Raw genomic sequence first — 17,310 nt, 5'->3', positions numbered from 1 at the left:
GTCAGCGTACCTGGTGCTCCGGCCCAGCCCCAGACCCTTGCGGCGGGGGCTGCGGGGACTGAAGCGTTCGTGCACGCCGTGCGGGACACGACCGATCACCTGATGCTGCGCGCCACGGCCGGCAGCGGGAAGACCACCACCCTCACTGAAGCCGCCTGGCACCTGCACACCCTCAAGCCCGCGGTGTACTTCGCGTACAACAAGCACCCCGTCGAGGGCGTCGCCGCCCGCCTGCCGGAGCGTGTGCGCGCCAGCACCCTGCACGCGTTCGGCCGCCGCATCCTGTGCCAGCACCGCAACACCCAGCTCGGCATCAACTGCGGCATGAGCTTCCTGGATCAGGTCCAGGAAGGCAACCAGGGCCTCATCCGCGGCCTGAGTTCACAGGCTGGCGTTTTACCCCGCCGGAATGCCGTGTAGGTGCTGCAGGAAATCCGCACTGACCCATCATTGAGATTCCTGAAGGTGGTGGTGTTCAGCAGCTCCGAGGCAGCTTCAGTCCCCGCAGCCCCCGCCGCAGCCCCCACCGTCCCCGCCCGAATCCCCGCTGCCGCCGTCACTGCCGCTCTCGTCGGCCGCGTAGCCCAGGGTCATGAGCGTGCTGCTGCCTGCCCCGTCGCTGCCGCTGCTGGCCTTGCGGCCCTCCTGGGCCCTGGCCTGGGCGGGGCCGCGCAGTAGGTGAGCGACGCCCAGGGCGGCGGCCAGGGCGAACAGCCCGAAGACGAGCCCGGGGGGCAGCAGGGCGATGGCGAGCATGGCCGTGCCGACGATCGCCGCGCCTGCCCAGCCCCTCTCTCCCCGCCCGCTGCGGGGGCGCAGGGGCGCGCGGCGCGGGTCAGGCCAGATGGCCAGGGGCGCGGGGGCACCGAACAGCTGCTCGTAGCAGTCGAGGGTCTGCAGGTAGACCCCTCCCAGGCGCACGGCGTCCTCGGGGCTGCTCGCGGGGTTGTGGTGCAGCGCGCGCCCCAGGACCTGTGGCAGCCGCTCCCAGTAGTCCTGGGTGTAGGTCAGGTGCAGGTGCCAGGCCTCGTCGACCAGGTGGCTGGGCGAGACTGGGCCGAGCGTGCTCAGGTGCAGGAAGCGCCGGTACTCGCCGAGCACCTCGTGGGCGCGTGCCCGCTTGCCCAGCAGGCGCTGGAGCTTGAGCTCCATGCCGGCCGGGAAGGGGTAGGACAGCACCGCTGCGTCCCCGGTGGGGGAGGCGGCGGTGCCAGTGGAGGTCAGGTGTGGGGTGGTGACGGGTGCTGCGTTCATGCCGTGGTGCATGTTGGCCCTCCTCGGGAGCTGCCGGCTGGGTGGGAGGGCTGCGCCTTCCCTATGCTCCTATGGTCAGGCGCGCGCGTCATGCAGATGTCAGCTGCCCTGTCAGCTGAGGTTGAGGTGATACTCGAAGGCGTGCTCGGTGGCCCCTTCCAGATCAGCTGGCGGCCGTCGAGCCCCTGAGCCAGCGCTTCGGCCTGCCTGTCCTACTCACTCCCGAGGACCGCCTGGTCTGCGCTGCAGCTGCCCGGCCCACGAACAGCCACGGTCGGCTGGTGGTGACGGGGTAGCGCCAATTACTCCGATGGAAGCGTTCATGCCGGGAGGTCGCAGGACTGTTGAGCAGGGGGCGGTCACCGAGGTAATCACTCAGGACAGGGGTCAGGCCACGCCAGGTGAAACGACCGCTGCCTTTACCGGGAATGAAGATCCAGCTGCCTTCAGGCGGGTAACGAAGGTGCCAGTTCTTCAGATCAGGCGTGTCGGGCATACGGGGCCTCCTGGGATGGGCAGTATGCCGACTGTACGGGAAGTCTGGGACCCTTCAGCCCACCGCGCGAACGAGCAGGATTCACAATGGTCGCGATCCTGCGTGGTTGTCCGTGTTTCTAGCTCGGGATGCACTGAGACCACCGGAGACCGTTCACCCAGTCCGGTCAGCCATCCTTCGAACCTGTGAGTCCACCGTTAGGAAGCCCCCGGTACCCTACAGGCACCTCACGCCAGGACGGTGCCGTATGAAACGCTCCCTGATCCTCCTCCCCTGCCTGCTCACGTCGGTCGCGCTGGCCCAGCAGGGCAACAACGCCCGCACCTCCAGTCTCACCCGCCTCTCCCTCACTCCTGGCGCCACGCGGGTCACGGACCCGGCCGCCACCCGTGAATTCGGGCAAGTTTTGAACGCACTCGCCAAACAACAAAATGGTGGCTGCCAGGCCAGCGAGTACCTGGTCTGGGATGCCGAGCTCGCCGAGCAGGTCAGTGCCGATCTGGCTGTCGGGTTCAAAGCCAGAAGCATGACCTTCAAGCTGCTGGAGGAGGACGAGGACGAGGAGAGCTCCTCCCTGTCGTTTCTGCTGACTGAGAAGACCAACCGCTATGTCGGCCTGCTGTACGCGGATGCCGAAAGCGTGGTGCTGGGCTGGTGCCAGCTCAAAGCCAGCGTGAGTGTCAAGCCGGCCACGCCCGCCCCAGTCAGGCCCGCCGCGCCTGCTCCCGCCAAGTCTGCCGCCGTCCAGGCGCCGGCTCCCCAGCGCACCACCGGTGCGGCTCTAGCAGGGGATTACGTGTGCCTGAGTGGCGGCGCGCCGGAATTGTCGGTGGCCGGCCCGGTGTCACAGGCGCCAGTCAATCCAGCCGCGGCGCAGATCCGCAGTTACGCGAACGCCTCCAAGTACCGCCTGTACGCCAACGGTACCTGGGGCGACCTGACCTTCGGGGAGAAGTACGTCAACCAGAAGGGTTACAAAGGCACCTACAGGATCCTTGGGAACGGCGATGTGGACCTGCTCAGCGACCCGGGGGCTCGACTGTACCTGTTCCGGGCCCTTCCTACCACTGACCGCCGCCTGGCGCTCGTCGAGGTGCACCAGCCTGCGGACCGCTACAAAGCGCAGTTCTGCATCCGTGTGGATTGAACCGCTGCCAACAGAGCTGTGTTGCCCCCGAGGATCGCACCCAGCCCCAGGATGTTCCGTGGCGTCTGGCCATAGTGCCAGGAGGTGCGGTCCATGTTTCCGTGATGTGTGTCGAAACCAAAAGAGCCTATCTTCCCCGGCAGAAAATGATGTATTCATCAGGCGTACGCTGACATCGCGCGTCCTCCAAGGAGCGGGGGGCCGGCACAGGTGGGCACCGTGGTTGGCGCGACCATGCTGGCCATGGCGCTTGCTTCGCCCCTGACCGGCGTGCTGGCCGATGCCTGGGGACGCCGCCGGACCGTGCTGTGGGCGTGATCAGGCCACTGATGGTCAGGCCGCCGGCTTGGATGCAGATGAATTCGCCACCACTGGTCATGCTCTTTCAGCCTACCGTGTGACGCGCGATCGAGATTTTTGCCGTTAAGCTGCTTGAGATGGGGACGTTCACCGAGCTCATCGCGAAGCAGAACCACTGATCATCAGGGTGGGGGCATTCACCCGAACGGTCCGGTATTCGCCCGACCCTGGGGTTTGTGGGACAGGTTTGATCTGCACTTGTGCCCAGACGTTGAGGGCATGGTTTCCTCGGGGGAGGCCGAGAGCGACATAGGTGGTGATCTTCTCGCCCACCCGCCAGCTTTGAGGTGGGCGAAGAATGGCCAGGCATGGGCTGGGTTCCTTGAGGGTGATCTCGGGCGTCACCCTGGACTCGGCTGAGGTTGCCATTCCGACGAGAAAGGGCCGCGGGCAGGCATCGGCAATCAGCAGATCAACGAGCCCTGAATTGACGATAGACACCGCGAGGCCCCGGTAGAGTGGTCTGACCTCAACGGTGAATTCAGGCGCAGTCGAACTCGCGGTGGCAGACCCGGCAAGAACGACGGCGGTCGTGGCGAGAGCAAGGACCTTCACTCTGCCAATAGTACGAGGCTGTGAACCTGTTCCTTGCCGCATTCCAGCACGATGGAGTGCCCACGCCGGAACGCTGGGGTCTGCACATTGGACTCCCTGGTGTGGCACTACCTTCCGCACCTCCGGTACCGACCCCCAGCTCTTCGGACACGATCCCACCCCCGGGATCGTGTCTGTGCATGCGGACGCCTCCGGCCGCGCCCTCGTATGGTGCCGGGAAGGGAAGACGGTCACCCTGGAGCGCACCCGGTACCGCCCGTGGCTGTACGCCCGCGACCTGAGTGATCCGCCGCTCATGCCGGCTGATGTCCTGCAAGACCTGCGCGTACAGCGTGGCTTCCGGCGTCTGCCCTCTGGACTGCACCCAGCCTTCCCGCACGGCCACCTCCGTGATCGCGCGGTAATGCATTGGTTGCCGGTTGGCGTACACTTCGAGCACTCTCGCGGCAGCGTTCAGGAAGGACAGGCCGGGCGTCTGCGGGCTGTTGGGGCTCACTGCAGGCCCTGGTTGAGTCGCCGGGGAAGCACCCACGAGTGCTGAGAGTGTGAACGTGTTCGGGGCCGTTGGGACGAACCGGCTGGCACGCCCGTGCTGTTTGATGTCGATGGACAGGCGGGAGGACACGGGGTCCGCCGGGTTCTGCGGTGGAGTCGCCCACCAGCCTCGTGCGAGCAGCCTCGCGGCAATCTCCCGAACATGCAAGGGGGTTTGCTCCGCTGCCAGGACTTGAGCGATGGCCTCCGCGAGCGTCGGGGAGCCTGCAGCCGGAGGTGACGCCCCCTCCTCAACAGGCGTTGATCGCGGCACCTGGTCGGGGCTGGAATGCTAATTGCGCACCATCTGCTTGACCTGAGCGGGATCGACTGTGGTCGCCTGAAGTCCTTCCGGCGTGAGTTGCCATACGCCCGTGCTCACACGCTGAAGGTACCCGGAGGTTTTCAAGTACGTGCGCGCCCAGGCAAGCCGGTAAGCCAAAGAAGTCTGCCCTGTCGTGCCGTGAGGCTCCCGCACGACGTCCTCACTGAGGCTCAGGCGCTCGATCACCCGCTGTTCGATCTCGGTGTTGGTGGCCTGGCCTCCGAGGTCCTGGAGGGCATGGACCGTGGGCTCCAGAAGTTCGTCATACGTCGGCACGGGCATTGGCGTCATCGTACTGGACGACACGGACTTCACATCCACCAGTGAAGCAGGAGACTGCTACGCTCGTTCACGGCATGAGCCTCACCCACCTGATCCGGGAAGACCCCCAGGTCCGCGCCCGCCTGAAAGAAGTCCTGCGCAAACCGCGCATCACTGCTGGCCCCATGCTCGTCGAACCCAGAAGCCGGCGGTACAACGTCACCGGCACCGCCTTCGATTACCTCCTGCGCTTCACCCTCGAACGACGCCACCCGGACACCTGCACCCGCCACCCGGAATGGGTTGCCGACCTCGCCGCCCGGCAGGTCCGCAAGCACCGCAAACGGGCGCTTAATGCCGTGAGCGACATCCACGTGCTCGTTCGCCAGTACCGCGCGGGCGCCAGCGTGACCGAGGACGTCGCCCGGGCATGCACCGTTCTCGCCAAACTCGACCTGGTGTACCGTGCCGGGTGGGAAGACCCCGACCCCCCCCGGCCCCGGCAGAGCGCACCCGCGTTCGGATGGAGGAAGCACTTGAGCGGAATACAGCGGCTGTGTTCCACCGGACGCAGCTGCCTCCGTCGGCGAGACCTCCTGGTGACCGGTCATAAGCTCAACAGTCCCTCTTCCACGCTGAAACCAGGGAAGCAGACGCGTCAGTAGAACGCCCACAATGACTCGCGGCGTGCCACAGTCGCTCATGCCAACCCGCGATCGATCCCAGGTGAGGGCGTGACATGCCCCTGAGCCCCGACTTCTTGCCCCGGACCCTGCTCCTGGTCCTGATCATGGTTCCTTTCACCCACTGGCTACGTCGCCAGGGCATGAGGAGGTGGGAGGAGGTACTCCTCGTGATCCTTGTACTTGTGGCGTTCCAGCTGTTGTGGGACTGGGTGCTCTGGGACCTGCTGACTTGAGGCCGCGCGACCCTCGTTCCTGGAAGATCATGGAGAACTTTCCACCTAGTGACGGCGTATCTGCTTCATGCTGATCGTGAAGAGCACCACAGTCTTCCTGAAACGCTTCTATGACCTCAATGGTGAGCAGATCGGCACGCTGACAATCGCTCCCTGGGTAGGAGGAGCTCGCAACGGCCGCTTGAACCTGGGGCACGATGACGTTGCCAAGCTTGAATTGACTGGCAGGACGTACCGCCTGGAATACGAAGTGTCCAACCTACGCTCGTTCGGAGAAAACGACATCCGGTATTTCCTGATGGATGGCACAACGGTTCTCGCAACCGCTGCCGCTTATCATCACGATAACAAGCGCAAATGGGATCTCGAGATAGACAGCCGGTCATTTGAACTCGTCAATCGCAGCAGCTGGCACCGGCTCCGCTTTGCCCTGATGCAGGACAACGCTCAGGTTGGTGAAATTCAAGAAACCACGCGCCTGTTAGCGGTGACGAGAACCTATGAGGTCAGGGCACCGGGATCATTCGACCCGGTGATTCAGGCTTTTCTGTATCACCTTGCGGCAGTCCGCACGAACGCATCGTGATCACGGACCACAACACGTCGGGGATCTTCATGACCGCCAACCGTGACAACCGTGGGTACGAGATGGTGCTGGAAGCCCCGACGTCCTCCACTAGGATGCTAAGCAATGACCACCGTCCTTGATCACGTGTGCAACGGGCGCTGGCTGGACGTCAGGACCTTCCTCGAACAATCGCCTCCGCTGGGTGATCCCGACGCCAGTGCGCTGCTGGCCGAACTGTGCTACCACGGGCAGCCTGAGCTGGTGGTTTTCCTGCTCACGCTGGGCGCGAATCCGGACGTGCCCTACCACCTGCACAGCGCTTCCCCGCACGCCTATGACCTGGAGCCCGGGACTACCGCCGTGGGCCAGACCATTCTGGGCTCGGTGTGGGGCCGATATGACACGCTCAGTACCCTCGAAGCGCTGTTGAGCGCCGGAGCGGACGCGAACCTGCACACCTTCTCCGGGTACACCCCGCTTCAGCTGGCAATCGCGTTTGACCGTCCCGCATTCGCTGAGGCGTTGCTGCGCCGCGGCGCGGATCCGTACCGGCCCTCAACCGACCTTGACCGGCCGGACGCTTTCGTATTTGCACAAGATCACCCGTGGGCCAGGGCACTTCTGAGCAGCCACCAGGGGTAACCGCCCGGTGATACCAGCTTCCTGTGGGTCGTCACGGCAGCGGCCGGTTCCTGAGGCGCGTACACCCCGGCAGGCTAGCGGGAGCATGAGCGGGTGTTGGTATTACGGTTCCTTATCCAAGGAAGAGCCCCGTCCTGGCATCAAGGAGGGAACTGGCCACGTCAACCCTAGCAGGGATACCGGCAGACTCTTCTCTTATTCCGGTACAGCGTTCTGGACTTCCTGAAGCACGTACCCCCATCCCCGTTCCGTGCTGATGGTGACCCGGTCCGACAACCCTCTCAGCTTCCGACGCAGGTGACTCATGTGAACGTTGACCAGCGCGGTTGAATCCGAATCCTCCCTCCCCAGGGAACGCTCGAGAAGCCGTCGGGGCACGACCACTTCCGGGTGAGACATCAGAATTTCGAACAGCTGGCCTTCCTGTCGTGTCAGGTCCACCTGCTGCTGACCCACTCGCACGCACCGCTGAACCAGGTGAAATTCCACGTCCCTGAAGTTGAACCGCCCTGAGGCGAGTCCGACCGCACTAGACCCAAGGTCAGCCGTCGCGGCCAGTTCAGCCTCATTCATAAGACTGGAGGCTGGACGTGCTCTCACGGCCTCGTCATGGGTGCCGCGGTACCCGGGTGCCAGAGGACCTGCCGGGAAAGCTGACTCGCGACCCCGGGACTCCTGTTGACGGTTCAGCACCGCTTGAACCGCATGGGCTGTCGCCTGCAGGAGGGTGCGCTCCTCCCGCTGCCACGGGCGACGTTCGAGACGCACCACCGTGAGCAGTGCCGGTTCCCCTGATCGCGTCACGAGCGGGAACCACGCTACAGGACCGGAGCCCGAACCTTGCAGGGACCCCGGCACCCGCTGTATGCCGGCGAAAGCATCCATGAACAACGGCCTGGCAGGGTAGTCAGTTGAAGGCAACGGCAGAGGCTGGTCCGTGACGGCTGGGGGTATGGTCCAGCGCACTTCACCGTCAGGCTCCGGCAGGCGGAGGCTCAGCAGGTCCACCTGCACGCTCTCATGCAGGAGCGGGCCGAGCCCGTCCAGGTACTCGGTGACGCTCAGCGGGTGAATCGCGAGGTCTGTGACAGCCTCATGCACCCTCAGGAGGCTGGTCGCGTGTTTGAGTTCACTCACTATCCGCGTGCTGGCCTGCAGCTGGGTGCCGAGCCGGATCCGGTCAAGACGCCACTCCAGTTCATCTATCGCCAGGGCCGCGAAGTCACCCAACCGCTGGGCATCTTCATTGGTGAATTTACTGCGGGCGTCATAGCTGATGATGCAGAACGAGCCGAGTTGATGCCCGTCCGGAGTGACCAGGGGTGCGCCCGCGTAAAACCGGACGCCCGGGTGACCCGTGACCAGGGGATTGTCATGAAAGCGGGCGTCCTGCGGAGCGTCAGGAACGACCATCACCCCGCCGCACAGGGGGCCGTTCGCAGATGCATACTTCACCTCTCGCCGCGGGTGCAAGATGGTTGCATGACCTCCCTTGGGCATGCCCTTGCGTGCGCAGGAAGCATTCGACGCTGCCAGCCTGCGGGAGGCACTCGCTGGCCGTATCGTCGTAAGCGTCGGCAGCCACCTCCAGCGCGACGAGGACATCCTCGCGCATCTGTCAGACGCCGAACGAGCTGCTGCCCTGGACCGCTTTGCCCAACTGCATCGGCACAAGATTGACCTCGCAGACGAGATTCTGGTGATCAATGTCGGTGGATACACGGGCGAGACCACCCGGAAGGAGATCGCCTATGTCCAGCAGCGATTCGTCCCAGGACCTCGACTACCTTACCTAGGTGCGACAGCCCGCCGTCGTTTTTTCTCGAAATCAGCGCCCGCATGACGTCCGGGGCCTTATTGGTGGTCCGTTGGCTTGCCAACCCAGTGCTTCGAAGTGCCGTATTGATGGGCAGAGGCAGCACTTTTGGACAGGCGCAGGCCCTCGCTGAAGCAGCGTCAGAGTCGCTGGCCCTGGAGCACCCACCTGGGCCGTATTTCAGACGTCCTGGACGCTATTGCATTCGACTTCCTACCTCGCACCTATGCACCGGCGAGCCGCAGGACGGGCCCATGGACCAGTCAGAGCGGTCCGGCAGTCAACAGGCGCTGCCGGTCCGTGAGTTCCGTCCGCACGCCGTGATCAGTCACTGGCCACACACAGGTGGTCTCGCCCTCCGGAAACATCACGCGCAGCTCCCGCCTCGCGCCAACGTCTCCAGCGGCTTCAAGGGAGATCTGCCAGCCGGTGAGCGTCATCGATCTATCTTCCCCGGTCAGCGCGCCCGTGACGAGTCGCTGAGCCTGCCCCACCAGGGACGGGCTCACGTCGAACATCCACACCCGCCGCGCCTCGCCGTCCTCCAGCACGTACCCGCGCACCCGCGGGGTCGCGCCGTACACCACGACCTCCACCGCGGTCTTCAGACCATGGTGCTGGTAAACCAGGGTAATGGTCTGATCCGGGAAGGGCAGCGTCATTCGTTCATCATGACCCACGGTGATGCGCGTCAGGCGTTCACGGTCCCGTCACCCGGTACGGCTCCTTTCGGGCTGGCCCCCCAGCGGTTCACGTGCGGGACGCTGTCCACCATCAGCAGCACCAGCAGGCCCGCCCAGCCCAGTACGGCCGTCACGATCCACCACGGCCCCCAGACGACCGTCACGCCTGGATCCGTCACTGCGCTCCACGGCACGAACAGCAGCAGGGGAGCTAGCAGCAATTGCCACCATCCACTCAGCCCCGCGTCATGCAGCCGCCGCGCGCCCATACCCAAGGTTGGCACCAGGAACGCCGTGGCCACCAGCAGGTCTACGCCCTCCACAATTCGGGCCAGGAGGGTGCCCTCGCGCACCACCAGTTGAAACGCGCTCAACACCAACGACACCACGGCCGTCGCGAGCATGAACCGCCAGAAGTCACGCCGGCGCACGCGTCCTTTAAAGCTCACGTAATCATGACGCAGCACGTCCACCAGGTGCGTCCGGAAGAACGACATCAGACCCCCTGACGCGCGAGCGTCCCGTCACGTGGTGTGAATTTGCTGGCAGGCACAAGCAGAAGCATTCCTGTCACTGTACCTGCCCGCTCAACCCCATCCGGGCCAGGATGCCCGGAAGACCCGGTGTTGTCCTGCACATCGGCGAGCCACGAAGTGTGACGCGAGACCAGCGTTTCAATGATAGGCCATTGACCAAATGTGACTGTCAACACTCATCATCGTTGGCGTATGCTGACTGGGGCATGAAGGTTGACTGCGCTGCTGCAGTCCTTTCAAGGAGCTAGTTCCATGAAAAGAAACCCCCCGATGATGCTGTGGCTGTTTTCTGACGAACTTGAAGCCAAACTTGCTGGTGTGCGCCGCCCTGACACGAACGCGCGTACCCCCAGTGCTTCCGCGGTTGATGATCACGAGCAGCGTTCGCTCCTTACGTACCAGCAGGTGCCGGCCCTGCGCGCCTGAAGGTCAACGCATTGGACCGCCTGCTTCCCGTTTCGGAGAAGCAGGCGGCCTTCAAGGTGGTGTAATGGCGGCTCAGGGCACGCGGTTGGCTTCCAGAGCGTATGCGCGGGCGTCCATGATGGCCTGATCCGTGCGGTCACCTGTTTTTGCTGGCGTGCTCGAGCGGAAATACAGCGTGCAGTTTGACGACCGCGGTCGGTTGTATCTGAGGCAGATCACGGAGAGCGGCGAACACATGAAGCGGCTGGTGGACGACCTGCGCCTGAACAGCCTGCGCTTGACCTGAAGCCCGGGAAGGGTCATTCTCCTCGCCTGCTGGACGTACGCTGTCTGCATGATGTCGCGCTCTTCCCGCATGGCTTCGTCTGCCCGCGATCCGAGCTCGCCGCGCGTCAAGCGTGACCCGAAACAGCTCGCGCGGCTGCTCGCCTACGCGCGGCCCTACCGCGGGATGTTCCTGCTGGGGCTGGTTGCCACGCTGCTCTCCAGCGGCCTGAATCTTGTATTTCCGCTGCTATTCGGGCAGCTGATCGACGCGTCTTTTCTGCGGGTGGGGAGCACCGACACCGGGCTGCTCGACCGCACTGTGGTGGCCCTGCTGGGCATTTTCGCGTTGTCCTCTCTGTTCGGTGCAGTACAGTCGTACCTGCTGTCCAGAGTGGGAGTAAGCGTGGTGGCCGACCTGCGCAGAAGCCTGTTTGCGCACCTGCTGACCCTCTCGCCACGGTTCTTTGCAGAGCACAAGACCGGCGACCTGACCAGCAGGCTAACCGCCGACGTGGGTACGGTGCAGACTGTGACCAGCACGGCGCTCGCGCAACTTGCCGCGCAGGTCGTGAGCCTGATCGGCGCGGGTACATTACTGGTGCTGACCAGCCCGCGCCTGAGCCTGCTGACGCTGGCAGTGATCCCATTGGTGATCGGAATCGCGGTCATGATAGGGCGCCGCATCCGCAAAGTCAGCCGGGAAGTGCAGGACCGGGTGGCCGAAGCCAACGCCAGCGCCGAGGAAGCCATCAGTGGTGTGCGCGTCGTGCAGAGCTTCACGGCCGAAGACATCGAACGCGGCCGATACGGCCAGGGCGTGCTCGCCTCCTTCCTGGCGGCACTGCGACGGGCCCGGCTTCAGGCGTTGATGGGCGGCACCATGAGCTTTCTGACCTTCGGTGCGCTGGCGGTCATGCTGTGGTTCGGCGGACGCCAGGTCATGGCGGGTGACCTCACGCCAGGCAACCTCGTCACGTTTCTGATCTATGCCCTTCAGGTCGGCGGGACGGTAGCAGCACTGACCGGTATTTCCAACCAGTTTCAGGAGGCACTCGGAGCTTCAGGCCGCATCTTCGAACTCCTCGACGAGCGCAGCGACCTCCCGGAGACGACCGCGCCTGTCCCACTGCCCCGTGCCCAGGGCAGTGTCGCCTTCGACCGCGTGACCTTCGGTTACGGCGGGGCGCCGATCCTGCGCCGGCTGAATTTCGATGTGCCCGCTGGACAGGTGGTTGCGCTGGTCGGGCCCAGTGGCGCAGGCAAGACGACACTGGTCAACCTGATTTCGCGCTTCTGGGACGTGAGCGAAGGAGCGCTGCTGGTTGACGGGCACGATGTGCGTGCGTATGCCCTGCGCGACCTGCGGACGCAGGTGGGGCTAGTGCCGCAGGAGACGCTGCTGTTTTCTGGCAGTATCGAGGACAACATCCGCTACGGGCATCCGGGCGCCAGCCCGGCAGAGGTTATGGCGGCAGCCCGAGCCGCGAACGCCCACACCTTTGTTCAGGATTTCCCGCAGGGGTATGCGACCCTCGTAGGTGAGCGCGGCGTCAAGCTCAGCGGCGGCCAGCGGCAGCGGGTGGCGATTGCCCGCGCGCTGCTGAAGAACCCGCGCATTCTGATTCTCGATGAGGCGACCAGTGCACTCGACAACGAATCTGAAGCGCTGGTGCAAGAGGCGCTGGAGATGCTCATGCAGGGGCGCACCACCTTCATCATTGCGCACCGCCTCTCGACGATCCGGAACGCTGAACGCATCCTGGTTTTGAACGCCGGAGAGATTGTGGAAGACGGAACCCATACGGAATTGATGAAAGCGGACGGCCTCTATCGAGAGCTGTACGAACTTCAGTACAGAAAGGAGCAGGTGGCTCGTGCGGAGCTGGTCTGACAGACGCCAGTCCGCTGGCCATGATGCCAGGAGTTTGCTGACGCTCCCCGCTTCATCGCTGGTCTAAGTTGCTGCGTCTTCTGCGTTCTGGCGCACTGCGCCGCAGTGCGCCGCCCGGACTGGACAGCCTCACGGATCTCCTGCTCCCGGTGGGGCAGAAGTTTGCGCTTGCGTCCCCCAACGCGGCCCTCCAGCCGGATTGAAGCTTATTGTTTATCAACCCTTCTAGGGTATGCAGCCGAAGGGTCACGGTGCGTCTGCAGTTCTCGCAGAGTATTCGGAGTTAAGGTGAGCCGCAGCAGATATGGGTCACCCGTGGGGTCCCGGCGGCCCTGGTACTTGCGGTGCAGAGCGTAGAGTTCACGCTGTAACGCCTTGGCGTCACCTTTAGCCAGGATGAGCGTGGCGGTGTTGTCCCAGAGTGCTGGCGCAGCGTCCGCCAAGAGCGGCCCCAGCATCCCTCCATCCGCAAGTGCGTTCCGGTGCGGCACGACCGGCTGGTACGGCAGTAGGGCGTGACTCATAAGGCCGCGTTCGTCCCCGAAGGTGTACAGGCCGTACTCGCGGGCATCATCGGCCAGGCCGCTCCAGGCCTGCGACAGACTGGCGAGCACCGAGTGACGCGGATGGTCCAGTGACGCCTCGTACAGCGCCTGCACCGACTCAGCCTGCGTGGCCGCAAATGGCACGAAGTACCCCTGGGAACTCGCCCGGTAGTACTTGAGGGCTCGTCCAGCGCGTGCCTCGGTGCGCGTGACCGTCAGGAGGCCCAATCGCAGGAACTGGCGGACGCGGTACAGCATGGCCGTCTTGCTGACCTCGAGTTCACGGGCGACATCCGAAACGAGCCGCTCTCGCCAGATGAACGGCTGAAAGAACTGCCGCGTGTACGCGTCAGCCAGTACCCGCGCCGCGGCCGGGTCATCCAGACGCTGCCAGACTGGTCCGGCACCCTCCGGGAACCTAGGTGAATTTTGGGGTGCCATGTTCACCAGGGTAAAGCCCACGCTGGCCATATGGCTTTCCCCACACGGTACGCGCCCTACGACCCGGCCCCGCGCCTGGCCGCTCCATTTGCCTGGCTGTGGCTCGGGGAGGCCATCACCGTCATGGGCGACCGAGCCCTCGGCGTCATGCTGCCTTACCTGGTGTTTCAGCAGACGCAGTCCCTGACTTCGACAGCTCTGCTGGCAATGACCGGGTACCTTCCGGGCCTGTTGTTCGGGTCACTTGCCGGCGTGCTCGCGGACCGCTGGGATCGTAGGACAACGCTGATCGGCGCACAACTTCTCCAGGGTCTCATCATCCTGCTGCTCCTGGCCGGTTCTTCGCAGATCGGGCTGTTGATGGGCGTGATCTTCGCGGTGCGTACCTTGAACCTGCTTGCTCTGCCGGCTGCTACGGCTCTCCTGCCTGAGCTCGTTGGCGAGGCTCAACTCGCGCGCGCCACCGCCCTGCTCTCGGTGGGGCATACCAGTGCGCGTCTGCTCGGTCCGGTTATGGGCGGCCTGCTCGTGAGTACTGGTGGCCTGCGGACCGTGGTGTGGGTGGACGCCTTGAGTTTCGTCCTGGCGGCGCTGTGCTTCGCCAGATTGCCCCGGTCTGCAAGCCATCGGCTGGCGAGTGAGAACGCGAGCTCGACCCTGCGGAGCGGATGGCGATCCCTGTACTCGGAGGGGCGGGAGGGCCTCAGCTGGATAATGCAGCAGCCTCTCATCCGCACCCTGTTCCTCACGGGGGCGCTCACCAGCCTGGGGGGCACCTTGATCGATCCGTACTACACGCCGTACCTGCAGAGTGTCCTGCGGGCCTCACCGGCCGACGTTGGGGTGCTCAGCACGTTGATCGGTGCCGGAACGCTCTGTGGCAGCCTGATCGCGACGCGGATCGTTCCGCGTGTGGCTCTGGGGCGCACAGTGGCGCTTGGCACTCTCCTGGTCGGCATCATCATGTTCCTGATGTACCGACAGACCAGTTTGGCACCGGTCTTCTTCCTGGGTGCGTTGCTCGGCCTCCCGATGGTCGTCGCCAATGTCGCGTCGTCCACGCTGTTGCAACTCGGGACGCCTGCGGCCTTGCGGGGCCGGGTGTCCGGGGCACTGAGTACCACGATGTCGCTGATGGGCGTGTTGACTACGGGGGGCGCTGCACTGCTCGGGAACCGCGTGGCGCCTGTTCCCATGCTTACCCTTGCGGCGATCCTGACCCTCCTCGCTGGTCTGCTCGCCTGGCGTCTGAGTCGCATGGAGTGCACACAGGGCCGGGTGTGCGTCCCACCGGGGGCGACTGTTGAGGCGTGAACCCAGCCTCAGCGCCTGACAATATCGCGGTTGAGGATGGGAGAACCGGTGCCTCCTCAATGGTGCGCGGGAGCGGTGAGCTCCGGTGCCATGGCCACCTGGAACTCCCGAAAGGCCTGCACAAGCTGTAGTTGCCCCATGGCTTCGTTATCCGTAGTTACCGCACAGGTCTGTTGGAAGTGTGGAGAGGAACAGGATAGAGATCGACCCGGTCAGCGAGATGGCGTAAGGCCGCGGCGAGCCGGGCTCGTGGCCCAGGACGCCCCAGGAGGCGCCTGACTTCCACCTCGTAGAAGTGTTGAGCGAGGCGTTCTTCGTACACTTCGTTCGCGGGGGTATAGAGGGGGTGGGTGAGGTGGTCGTTCATGTTGTCTCCTTTGTCTCTGAGGTGGCTTCGAGGTACGGCGTGAGGTGATCGTGGAGAACCTGAAAGCCCTGGTTGCCGAGGCAGTAGTAGACCGAGGTGCCTTTTTTGGTGGCTTTGACGAGGCCGGCGTCGACCAGGACTTTCATGTGGTGGCTGATGGTGGGTTGGCTGAGGCCGAGGGCCTGGCTGATGGTGCCGGCGAAGCATTCTCCGCGGCGTCTGGCTTCCTCGACGCGCAGAAGGAATTCGAGAATCTGTTGGCGTGTGGGGTCGGCAAGGGCGCGGAGGACATCGTGGTGGACGGCAGGGCTCATGTCATCAATGTACATCTAAATAGACACTTGTCAATATTGATAGGCATTGATGCTTAGAGGCAGCCCCACAGTGGATCCCTCCTGCCAGGGCATAACTGCGAAAACATCCGCATGGAGAAGTCTTGCGCGAGCACCTTGGGAAGCAGGCCGTCGACCTCCTGGGGGACAGCCGCGTGACCTTTATGCACGACCGCCTACACCTGGACCCCTACCAGGCCATGTGGTGCGTTCAACCTGGCCAGGAGGGATAAACCAGGCTGTACGTGTGGAAAGAGGCCGCTGCGGGAATCGGTGTCAATCCTTCGGGCCATAATCGTTCTGCATAGCTCAATTCGTAGTGCATAGCGGGGTAGAATGTTCAGCATCAAAGGCAGCCCACGGGCTGCCTTCTTCGTCCCTTTCAGGGCTGCCGAATCAGGCGCTCTGGTCTTCCAGACAGGCCCAGCACGCGTCGAGGAGTGCAGGTTCAGCTCGTCACCAAAAAGATCGGCCAGCTCGCGCGTTTCTCGCACGGCGACATGACCGGCCCAGTTCCGCCTAAGCCGGCCCGGGTTGCTCCGGTACCGGCACCGCCAGACCCACCCCCTCTGATTCCGCTGGTGACTCCGTCCGTTGGAGTTCTCCATAGATCAGGGTACGATTTACGCCCGCTGCGGCCTGGTACAGGTCAGCACACCGCTCAATCCGCACGTGCCGACCATGCTCAGCGTGCTGCATGCCCTGATGCCGCACTTGCCGCCTGGGATGCTGATTCGCGTGATCCTGCCTCCTGCGGCACTTGCAGCGTTCACCAACCCACACTCCATTCGCTCAGATGGTCGAGGACATCCAGCGGCAGGTGCAACAGAAACACATCGATCTGCGGCTCAGATAAGCCTGAAGCGCTCTGGACCGACCATCATCATGTTTCAGGCAAACCACCGCGATGATATGCAGGGCCCGGTTCATTAGGGATGGTCGTTGAGTTCGTGGCGGAATGTGAGGGACATCCGGGAATCTGGCAGGTGCGTTCGGGGAGGTTGATTTGCTCCGAAAAGGTCCTCGAGTGGTCTTCAGCGGAGGACGTCAGCTCTCCCAGATATCTGGTCCCCATGAGATTGCGTTTGAGAAAGCCCACCAGCGGCTGAAATACGGCACCTTCTGCAGGTATACCGCTGTGACAATTTGTTGTTTTCTGGTACCAGTCGGTGAACAATCCACCAGGCAGATGAAGATGTGCGAGGAGGTTCGCCAGGTTGGAAAGTTTAGGTGAGCAGGTCCTGCTAGACGTCTGGAGCGGGGAGGGACCTGTTGGGCTGCCAGTGATGGGCACACCCCAGGCACTGATCGTCTTAATGCAGAACCACCTTAATGTGGCTTCCGGCGCTGTCAGAAGTGGTCTGACAGGAACCGATCATCAGCTTCATGAATCCGGAAAATGGAAAAAACCACGTTCCGGGCGAGCTTTTTCCAACTACCGTGTGGTCATGACCAACGCCTTCCCCCGTCCGCTGAGCCTGGCCCTGACCGCCCTGTGCTTCGCCCTGCCGCTGATGACCAGCTGCGGCGGAACGGGGGCCGTGCAGCCCCAGACCACGGCAGCCACTTCCGCAGCCAGTACCGAGGCCAACCTGTCCGGTGAAGGTCAGGCGGCCCTGCGGGCCCTGCGC

At 63.9% G+C, this 17,310-nt stretch carries 22 protein-coding genes; 12 read left to right on the top strand and 10 right to left on the bottom strand.

Annotation, left to right across the window (positions count from 1 at the left end; translation table 11 throughout):
- The first annotated feature begins 69 nt into the window (after positions 1-69).
- Complete coding sequence (locus IEY49_RS16310; protein ID WP_189010691.1) at positions 70-420, top strand: DEAD/DEAH box helicase family protein; 351 nt, start codon at positions 70-72, stop codon at positions 418-420.
- A 75-nt stretch (positions 421-495) separates the two neighbouring features.
- Here the strand turns inward: IEY49_RS16310 and IEY49_RS16305 are convergent, their stop codons facing one another.
- The gene (locus IEY49_RS16305) at positions 496-1,266 is read right to left on the bottom strand and encodes a glycine-rich domain-containing protein (RefSeq protein ID WP_189010689.1); all 771 of its coding nucleotides are present in this window, start codon (positions 1,264-1,266) and stop codon (positions 496-498) included.
- A gap of 731 nt (positions 1,267-1,997) precedes the next feature.
- Between IEY49_RS16305 and IEY49_RS16300 the strand changes: the two genes are divergently transcribed.
- Complete coding sequence (locus IEY49_RS16300) at positions 1,998-2,897, top strand: hypothetical protein (RefSeq protein ID WP_189010687.1); 900 nt, start codon at positions 1,998-2,000, stop codon at positions 2,895-2,897.
- Positions 2,898-3,353: 456 nt separating this feature from the next.
- Here IEY49_RS16300 and IEY49_RS16295 read toward each other — a convergent pair whose 3' ends face one another.
- Genes IEY49_RS16295 through IEY49_RS16285 form a run of 3 tightly spaced genes read right to left on the bottom strand, consistent with a single transcriptional unit; the run spans position 3,354 to position 4,953 of the window.
- Positions 3,354-3,812: a hypothetical protein gene (locus tag IEY49_RS16295; protein ID WP_189010875.1), complete on the bottom strand. Its 459-nt coding sequence runs from the start codon at positions 3,810-3,812 to the stop codon at positions 3,354-3,356.
- Positions 3,739-4,620, bottom strand: a complete 882-nt coding sequence (locus IEY49_RS21925) for a winged helix-turn-helix domain-containing protein (RefSeq protein WP_189010686.1) — start codon at positions 4,618-4,620, stop codon at positions 3,739-3,741. The genes IEY49_RS16295 and IEY49_RS21925 overlap by 74 nt, the downstream gene beginning before the upstream one ends.
- Before the next feature lie 18 nt (positions 4,621-4,638).
- On the bottom strand, positions 4,639-4,953 hold the full coding sequence (locus IEY49_RS16285) for a winged helix-turn-helix domain-containing protein (protein WP_189010685.1): 315 nt from the start codon (positions 4,951-4,953) through the stop codon (positions 4,639-4,641).
- Positions 4,954-5,027: 74 nt separating this feature from the next.
- Here IEY49_RS16285 and IEY49_RS16280 point away from each other — a divergent pair, with 74 nt between their 5' ends.
- From IEY49_RS16280 to IEY49_RS16270, 3 genes are all read left to right on the top strand, one after another.
- Positions 5,028-5,597 (top strand): hypothetical protein, encoded by a 570-nt coding sequence (locus IEY49_RS16280; protein ID WP_189010684.1) that lies wholly within the window; start codon positions 5,028-5,030, stop codon positions 5,595-5,597.
- 321 nt (positions 5,598-5,918) lie between these two features.
- Positions 5,919-6,437 (top strand): hypothetical protein, encoded by a 519-nt coding sequence (locus IEY49_RS16275; protein ID WP_189010683.1) that lies wholly within the window; start codon positions 5,919-5,921, stop codon positions 6,435-6,437.
- Positions 6,438-6,542: 105 nt separating this feature from the next.
- The gene (locus tag IEY49_RS16270; RefSeq protein WP_189010682.1) at positions 6,543-7,061 is read left to right on the top strand and encodes an ankyrin repeat domain-containing protein; all 519 of its coding nucleotides are present in this window, start codon (positions 6,543-6,545) and stop codon (positions 7,059-7,061) included.
- A 195-nt stretch (positions 7,062-7,256) separates the two neighbouring features.
- Here IEY49_RS16270 and IEY49_RS16265 read toward each other — a convergent pair whose 3' ends face one another.
- The gene (locus tag IEY49_RS16265) at positions 7,257-8,474 is read right to left on the bottom strand and encodes a winged helix-turn-helix domain-containing protein (RefSeq protein ID WP_189010681.1); all 1,218 of its coding nucleotides are present in this window, start codon (positions 8,472-8,474) and stop codon (positions 7,257-7,259) included.
- 85 nt (positions 8,475-8,559) lie between these two features.
- Here IEY49_RS16265 and IEY49_RS16260 point away from each other — a divergent pair, with 85 nt between their 5' ends.
- Positions 8,560-8,904, top strand: a complete 345-nt coding sequence (locus tag IEY49_RS16260) for a hypothetical protein (protein WP_189010874.1) — start codon at positions 8,560-8,562, stop codon at positions 8,902-8,904.
- Between the two features lie 236 nt (positions 8,905-9,140).
- On the opposite strand, the gene IEY49_RS16255 is transcribed toward IEY49_RS16260, so the two are convergent.
- Both IEY49_RS16255 and IEY49_RS16250 read right to left on the bottom strand, forming a co-directional pair.
- Entirely contained in the window at positions 9,141-9,539 is a 399-nt protein-coding gene (locus IEY49_RS16255) for a hypothetical protein (protein WP_189010680.1), read from the bottom strand.
- 29 nt (positions 9,540-9,568) lie between these two features.
- Positions 9,569-10,057 carry a DUF805 domain-containing protein gene (locus IEY49_RS16250; RefSeq protein WP_189010678.1) on the bottom strand — a complete coding sequence of 163 codons (489 nt, stop codon included), beginning with the start codon at positions 10,055-10,057 and terminating at the stop codon, positions 9,569-9,571.
- A 291-nt stretch (positions 10,058-10,348) separates the two neighbouring features.
- Between IEY49_RS16250 and IEY49_RS16245 the strand changes: the two genes are divergently transcribed.
- The 3 genes from IEY49_RS16245 to IEY49_RS16235 all read left to right on the top strand — a co-directional run bounded on the left by IEY49_RS16245 (position 10,349) and on the right by IEY49_RS16235 (position 12,680).
- On the top strand, positions 10,349-10,522 hold the full coding sequence (locus IEY49_RS16245) for a hypothetical protein (RefSeq protein ID WP_189010676.1): 174 nt from the start codon (positions 10,349-10,351) through the stop codon (positions 10,520-10,522).
- Between the two features lie 130 nt (positions 10,523-10,652).
- A complete protein-coding gene (locus IEY49_RS16240; protein WP_189010675.1) occupies positions 10,653-10,808 on the top strand; it encodes a hypothetical protein in 156 nt (51 codons plus the stop codon).
- A gap of 48 nt (positions 10,809-10,856) precedes the next feature.
- Positions 10,857-12,680: an ABC transporter ATP-binding protein gene (locus tag IEY49_RS16235; protein WP_189010673.1), complete on the top strand. Its 1,824-nt coding sequence runs from the start codon at positions 10,857-10,859 to the stop codon at positions 12,678-12,680.
- A gap of 206 nt (positions 12,681-12,886) precedes the next feature.
- Here IEY49_RS16235 and IEY49_RS16230 read toward each other — a convergent pair whose 3' ends face one another.
- Complete coding sequence (locus IEY49_RS16230) at positions 12,887-13,666, bottom strand: helix-turn-helix transcriptional regulator (protein ID WP_189010671.1); 780 nt, start codon at positions 13,664-13,666, stop codon at positions 12,887-12,889.
- A 30-nt stretch (positions 13,667-13,696) separates the two neighbouring features.
- Here IEY49_RS16230 and IEY49_RS16225 point away from each other — a divergent pair, with 30 nt between their 5' ends.
- Entirely contained in the window at positions 13,697-14,980 is a 1,284-nt protein-coding gene (locus tag IEY49_RS16225) for an MFS transporter (RefSeq protein WP_189010670.1), read from the top strand.
- A 157-nt stretch (positions 14,981-15,137) separates the two neighbouring features.
- On the opposite strand, the gene IEY49_RS16220 is transcribed toward IEY49_RS16225, so the two are convergent.
- Together IEY49_RS16220 and IEY49_RS16215 are read right to left on the bottom strand one after the other, a co-directional pair.
- Positions 15,138-15,347: a hypothetical protein gene (locus tag IEY49_RS16220; RefSeq protein WP_189010669.1), complete on the bottom strand. Its 210-nt coding sequence runs from the start codon at positions 15,345-15,347 to the stop codon at positions 15,138-15,140.
- Complete coding sequence (locus IEY49_RS16215; RefSeq protein ID WP_189010668.1) at positions 15,344-15,661, bottom strand: ArsR/SmtB family transcription factor; 318 nt, start codon at positions 15,659-15,661, stop codon at positions 15,344-15,346. Before IEY49_RS16215 ends, IEY49_RS16220 begins: the two co-directional genes overlap by 4 nt.
- A 122-nt stretch (positions 15,662-15,783) precedes the next feature.
- Between IEY49_RS16215 and IEY49_RS21710 the strand changes: the two genes are divergently transcribed.
- The gene (locus IEY49_RS21710; protein ID WP_268239073.1) at positions 15,784-15,912 is read left to right on the top strand and encodes a hypothetical protein; all 129 of its coding nucleotides are present in this window, start codon (positions 15,784-15,786) and stop codon (positions 15,910-15,912) included.
- 1,215 nt (positions 15,913-17,127) lie between these two features.
- A partial coding sequence (locus IEY49_RS16210) for a hypothetical protein (protein ID WP_189010667.1) occupies positions 17,128-17,310 on the top strand: 183 nt, incomplete at its 3' end.

This window comes from Deinococcus malanensis (genome assembly GCF_014647655.1).
Classification (GTDB): Bacteria; Deinococcota; Deinococci; order Deinococcales; family Deinococcaceae; genus Deinococcus; species Deinococcus malanensis.
Note: the sequence above shows the minus strand (reverse complement) of the source record. Positions and strands in the feature narration are given on the sequence as shown.

Excerpts from the sequence above, each read along its gene's own strand:
- IEY49_RS16305 (WP_189010689.1), bottom strand. The coding sequence starts at position 1,266 with ATGCACCACGGCATGAACGCAGCACCCGTCACCACCCCACACCTGACC.
- IEY49_RS16300 (WP_189010687.1), top strand. The coding sequence starts at position 1,998 with ATGAAACGCTCCCTGATCCTCCTCCCCTGCCTGCTCACGTCGGTCGCG.
- IEY49_RS16285 (WP_189010685.1), bottom strand. The coding sequence starts at position 4,953 with ATGCCCGTGCCGACGTATGACGAACTTCTGGAGCCCACGGTCCATGCC.
- IEY49_RS16280 (WP_189010684.1), top strand. The coding sequence starts at position 5,028 with ATGAGCCTCACCCACCTGATCCGGGAAGACCCCCAGGTCCGCGCCCGC.
- IEY49_RS16275 (WP_189010683.1), top strand. The coding sequence starts at position 5,919 with ATGCTGATCGTGAAGAGCACCACAGTCTTCCTGAAACGCTTCTATGAC.
- IEY49_RS16270 (WP_189010682.1), top strand. The coding sequence starts at position 6,543 with ATGACCACCGTCCTTGATCACGTGTGCAACGGGCGCTGGCTGGACGTC.
- IEY49_RS16265 (WP_189010681.1), bottom strand. The coding sequence starts at position 8,474 with ATGGTCGTTCCTGACGCTCCGCAGGACGCCCGCTTTCATGACAATCCC.
- IEY49_RS16260 (WP_189010874.1), top strand. The coding sequence starts at position 8,560 with ATGCCCTTGCGTGCGCAGGAAGCATTCGACGCTGCCAGCCTGCGGGAG.
- IEY49_RS16255 (WP_189010680.1), bottom strand. The coding sequence starts at position 9,539 with ATGACGCTGCCCTTCCCGGATCAGACCATTACCCTGGTTTACCAGCAC.
- IEY49_RS16250 (WP_189010678.1), bottom strand. The coding sequence starts at position 10,057 with ATGTCGTTCTTCCGGACGCACCTGGTGGACGTGCTGCGTCATGATTAC.
- IEY49_RS16245 (WP_189010676.1), top strand. The coding sequence starts at position 10,349 with ATGAAAAGAAACCCCCCGATGATGCTGTGGCTGTTTTCTGACGAACTT.
- IEY49_RS16235 (WP_189010673.1), top strand. The coding sequence starts at position 10,857 with ATGATGTCGCGCTCTTCCCGCATGGCTTCGTCTGCCCGCGATCCGAGC.
- IEY49_RS16230 (WP_189010671.1), bottom strand. The coding sequence starts at position 13,666 with ATGGCACCCCAAAATTCACCTAGGTTCCCGGAGGGTGCCGGACCAGTC.
- IEY49_RS16225 (WP_189010670.1), top strand. The coding sequence starts at position 13,697 with ATGGCTTTCCCCACACGGTACGCGCCCTACGACCCGGCCCCGCGCCTG.
- IEY49_RS16220 (WP_189010669.1), bottom strand. The coding sequence starts at position 15,347 with ATGAACGACCACCTCACCCACCCCCTCTATACCCCCGCGAACGAAGTG.
- IEY49_RS16215 (WP_189010668.1), bottom strand. The coding sequence starts at position 15,661 with ATGAGCCCTGCCGTCCACCACGATGTCCTCCGCGCCCTTGCCGACCCC.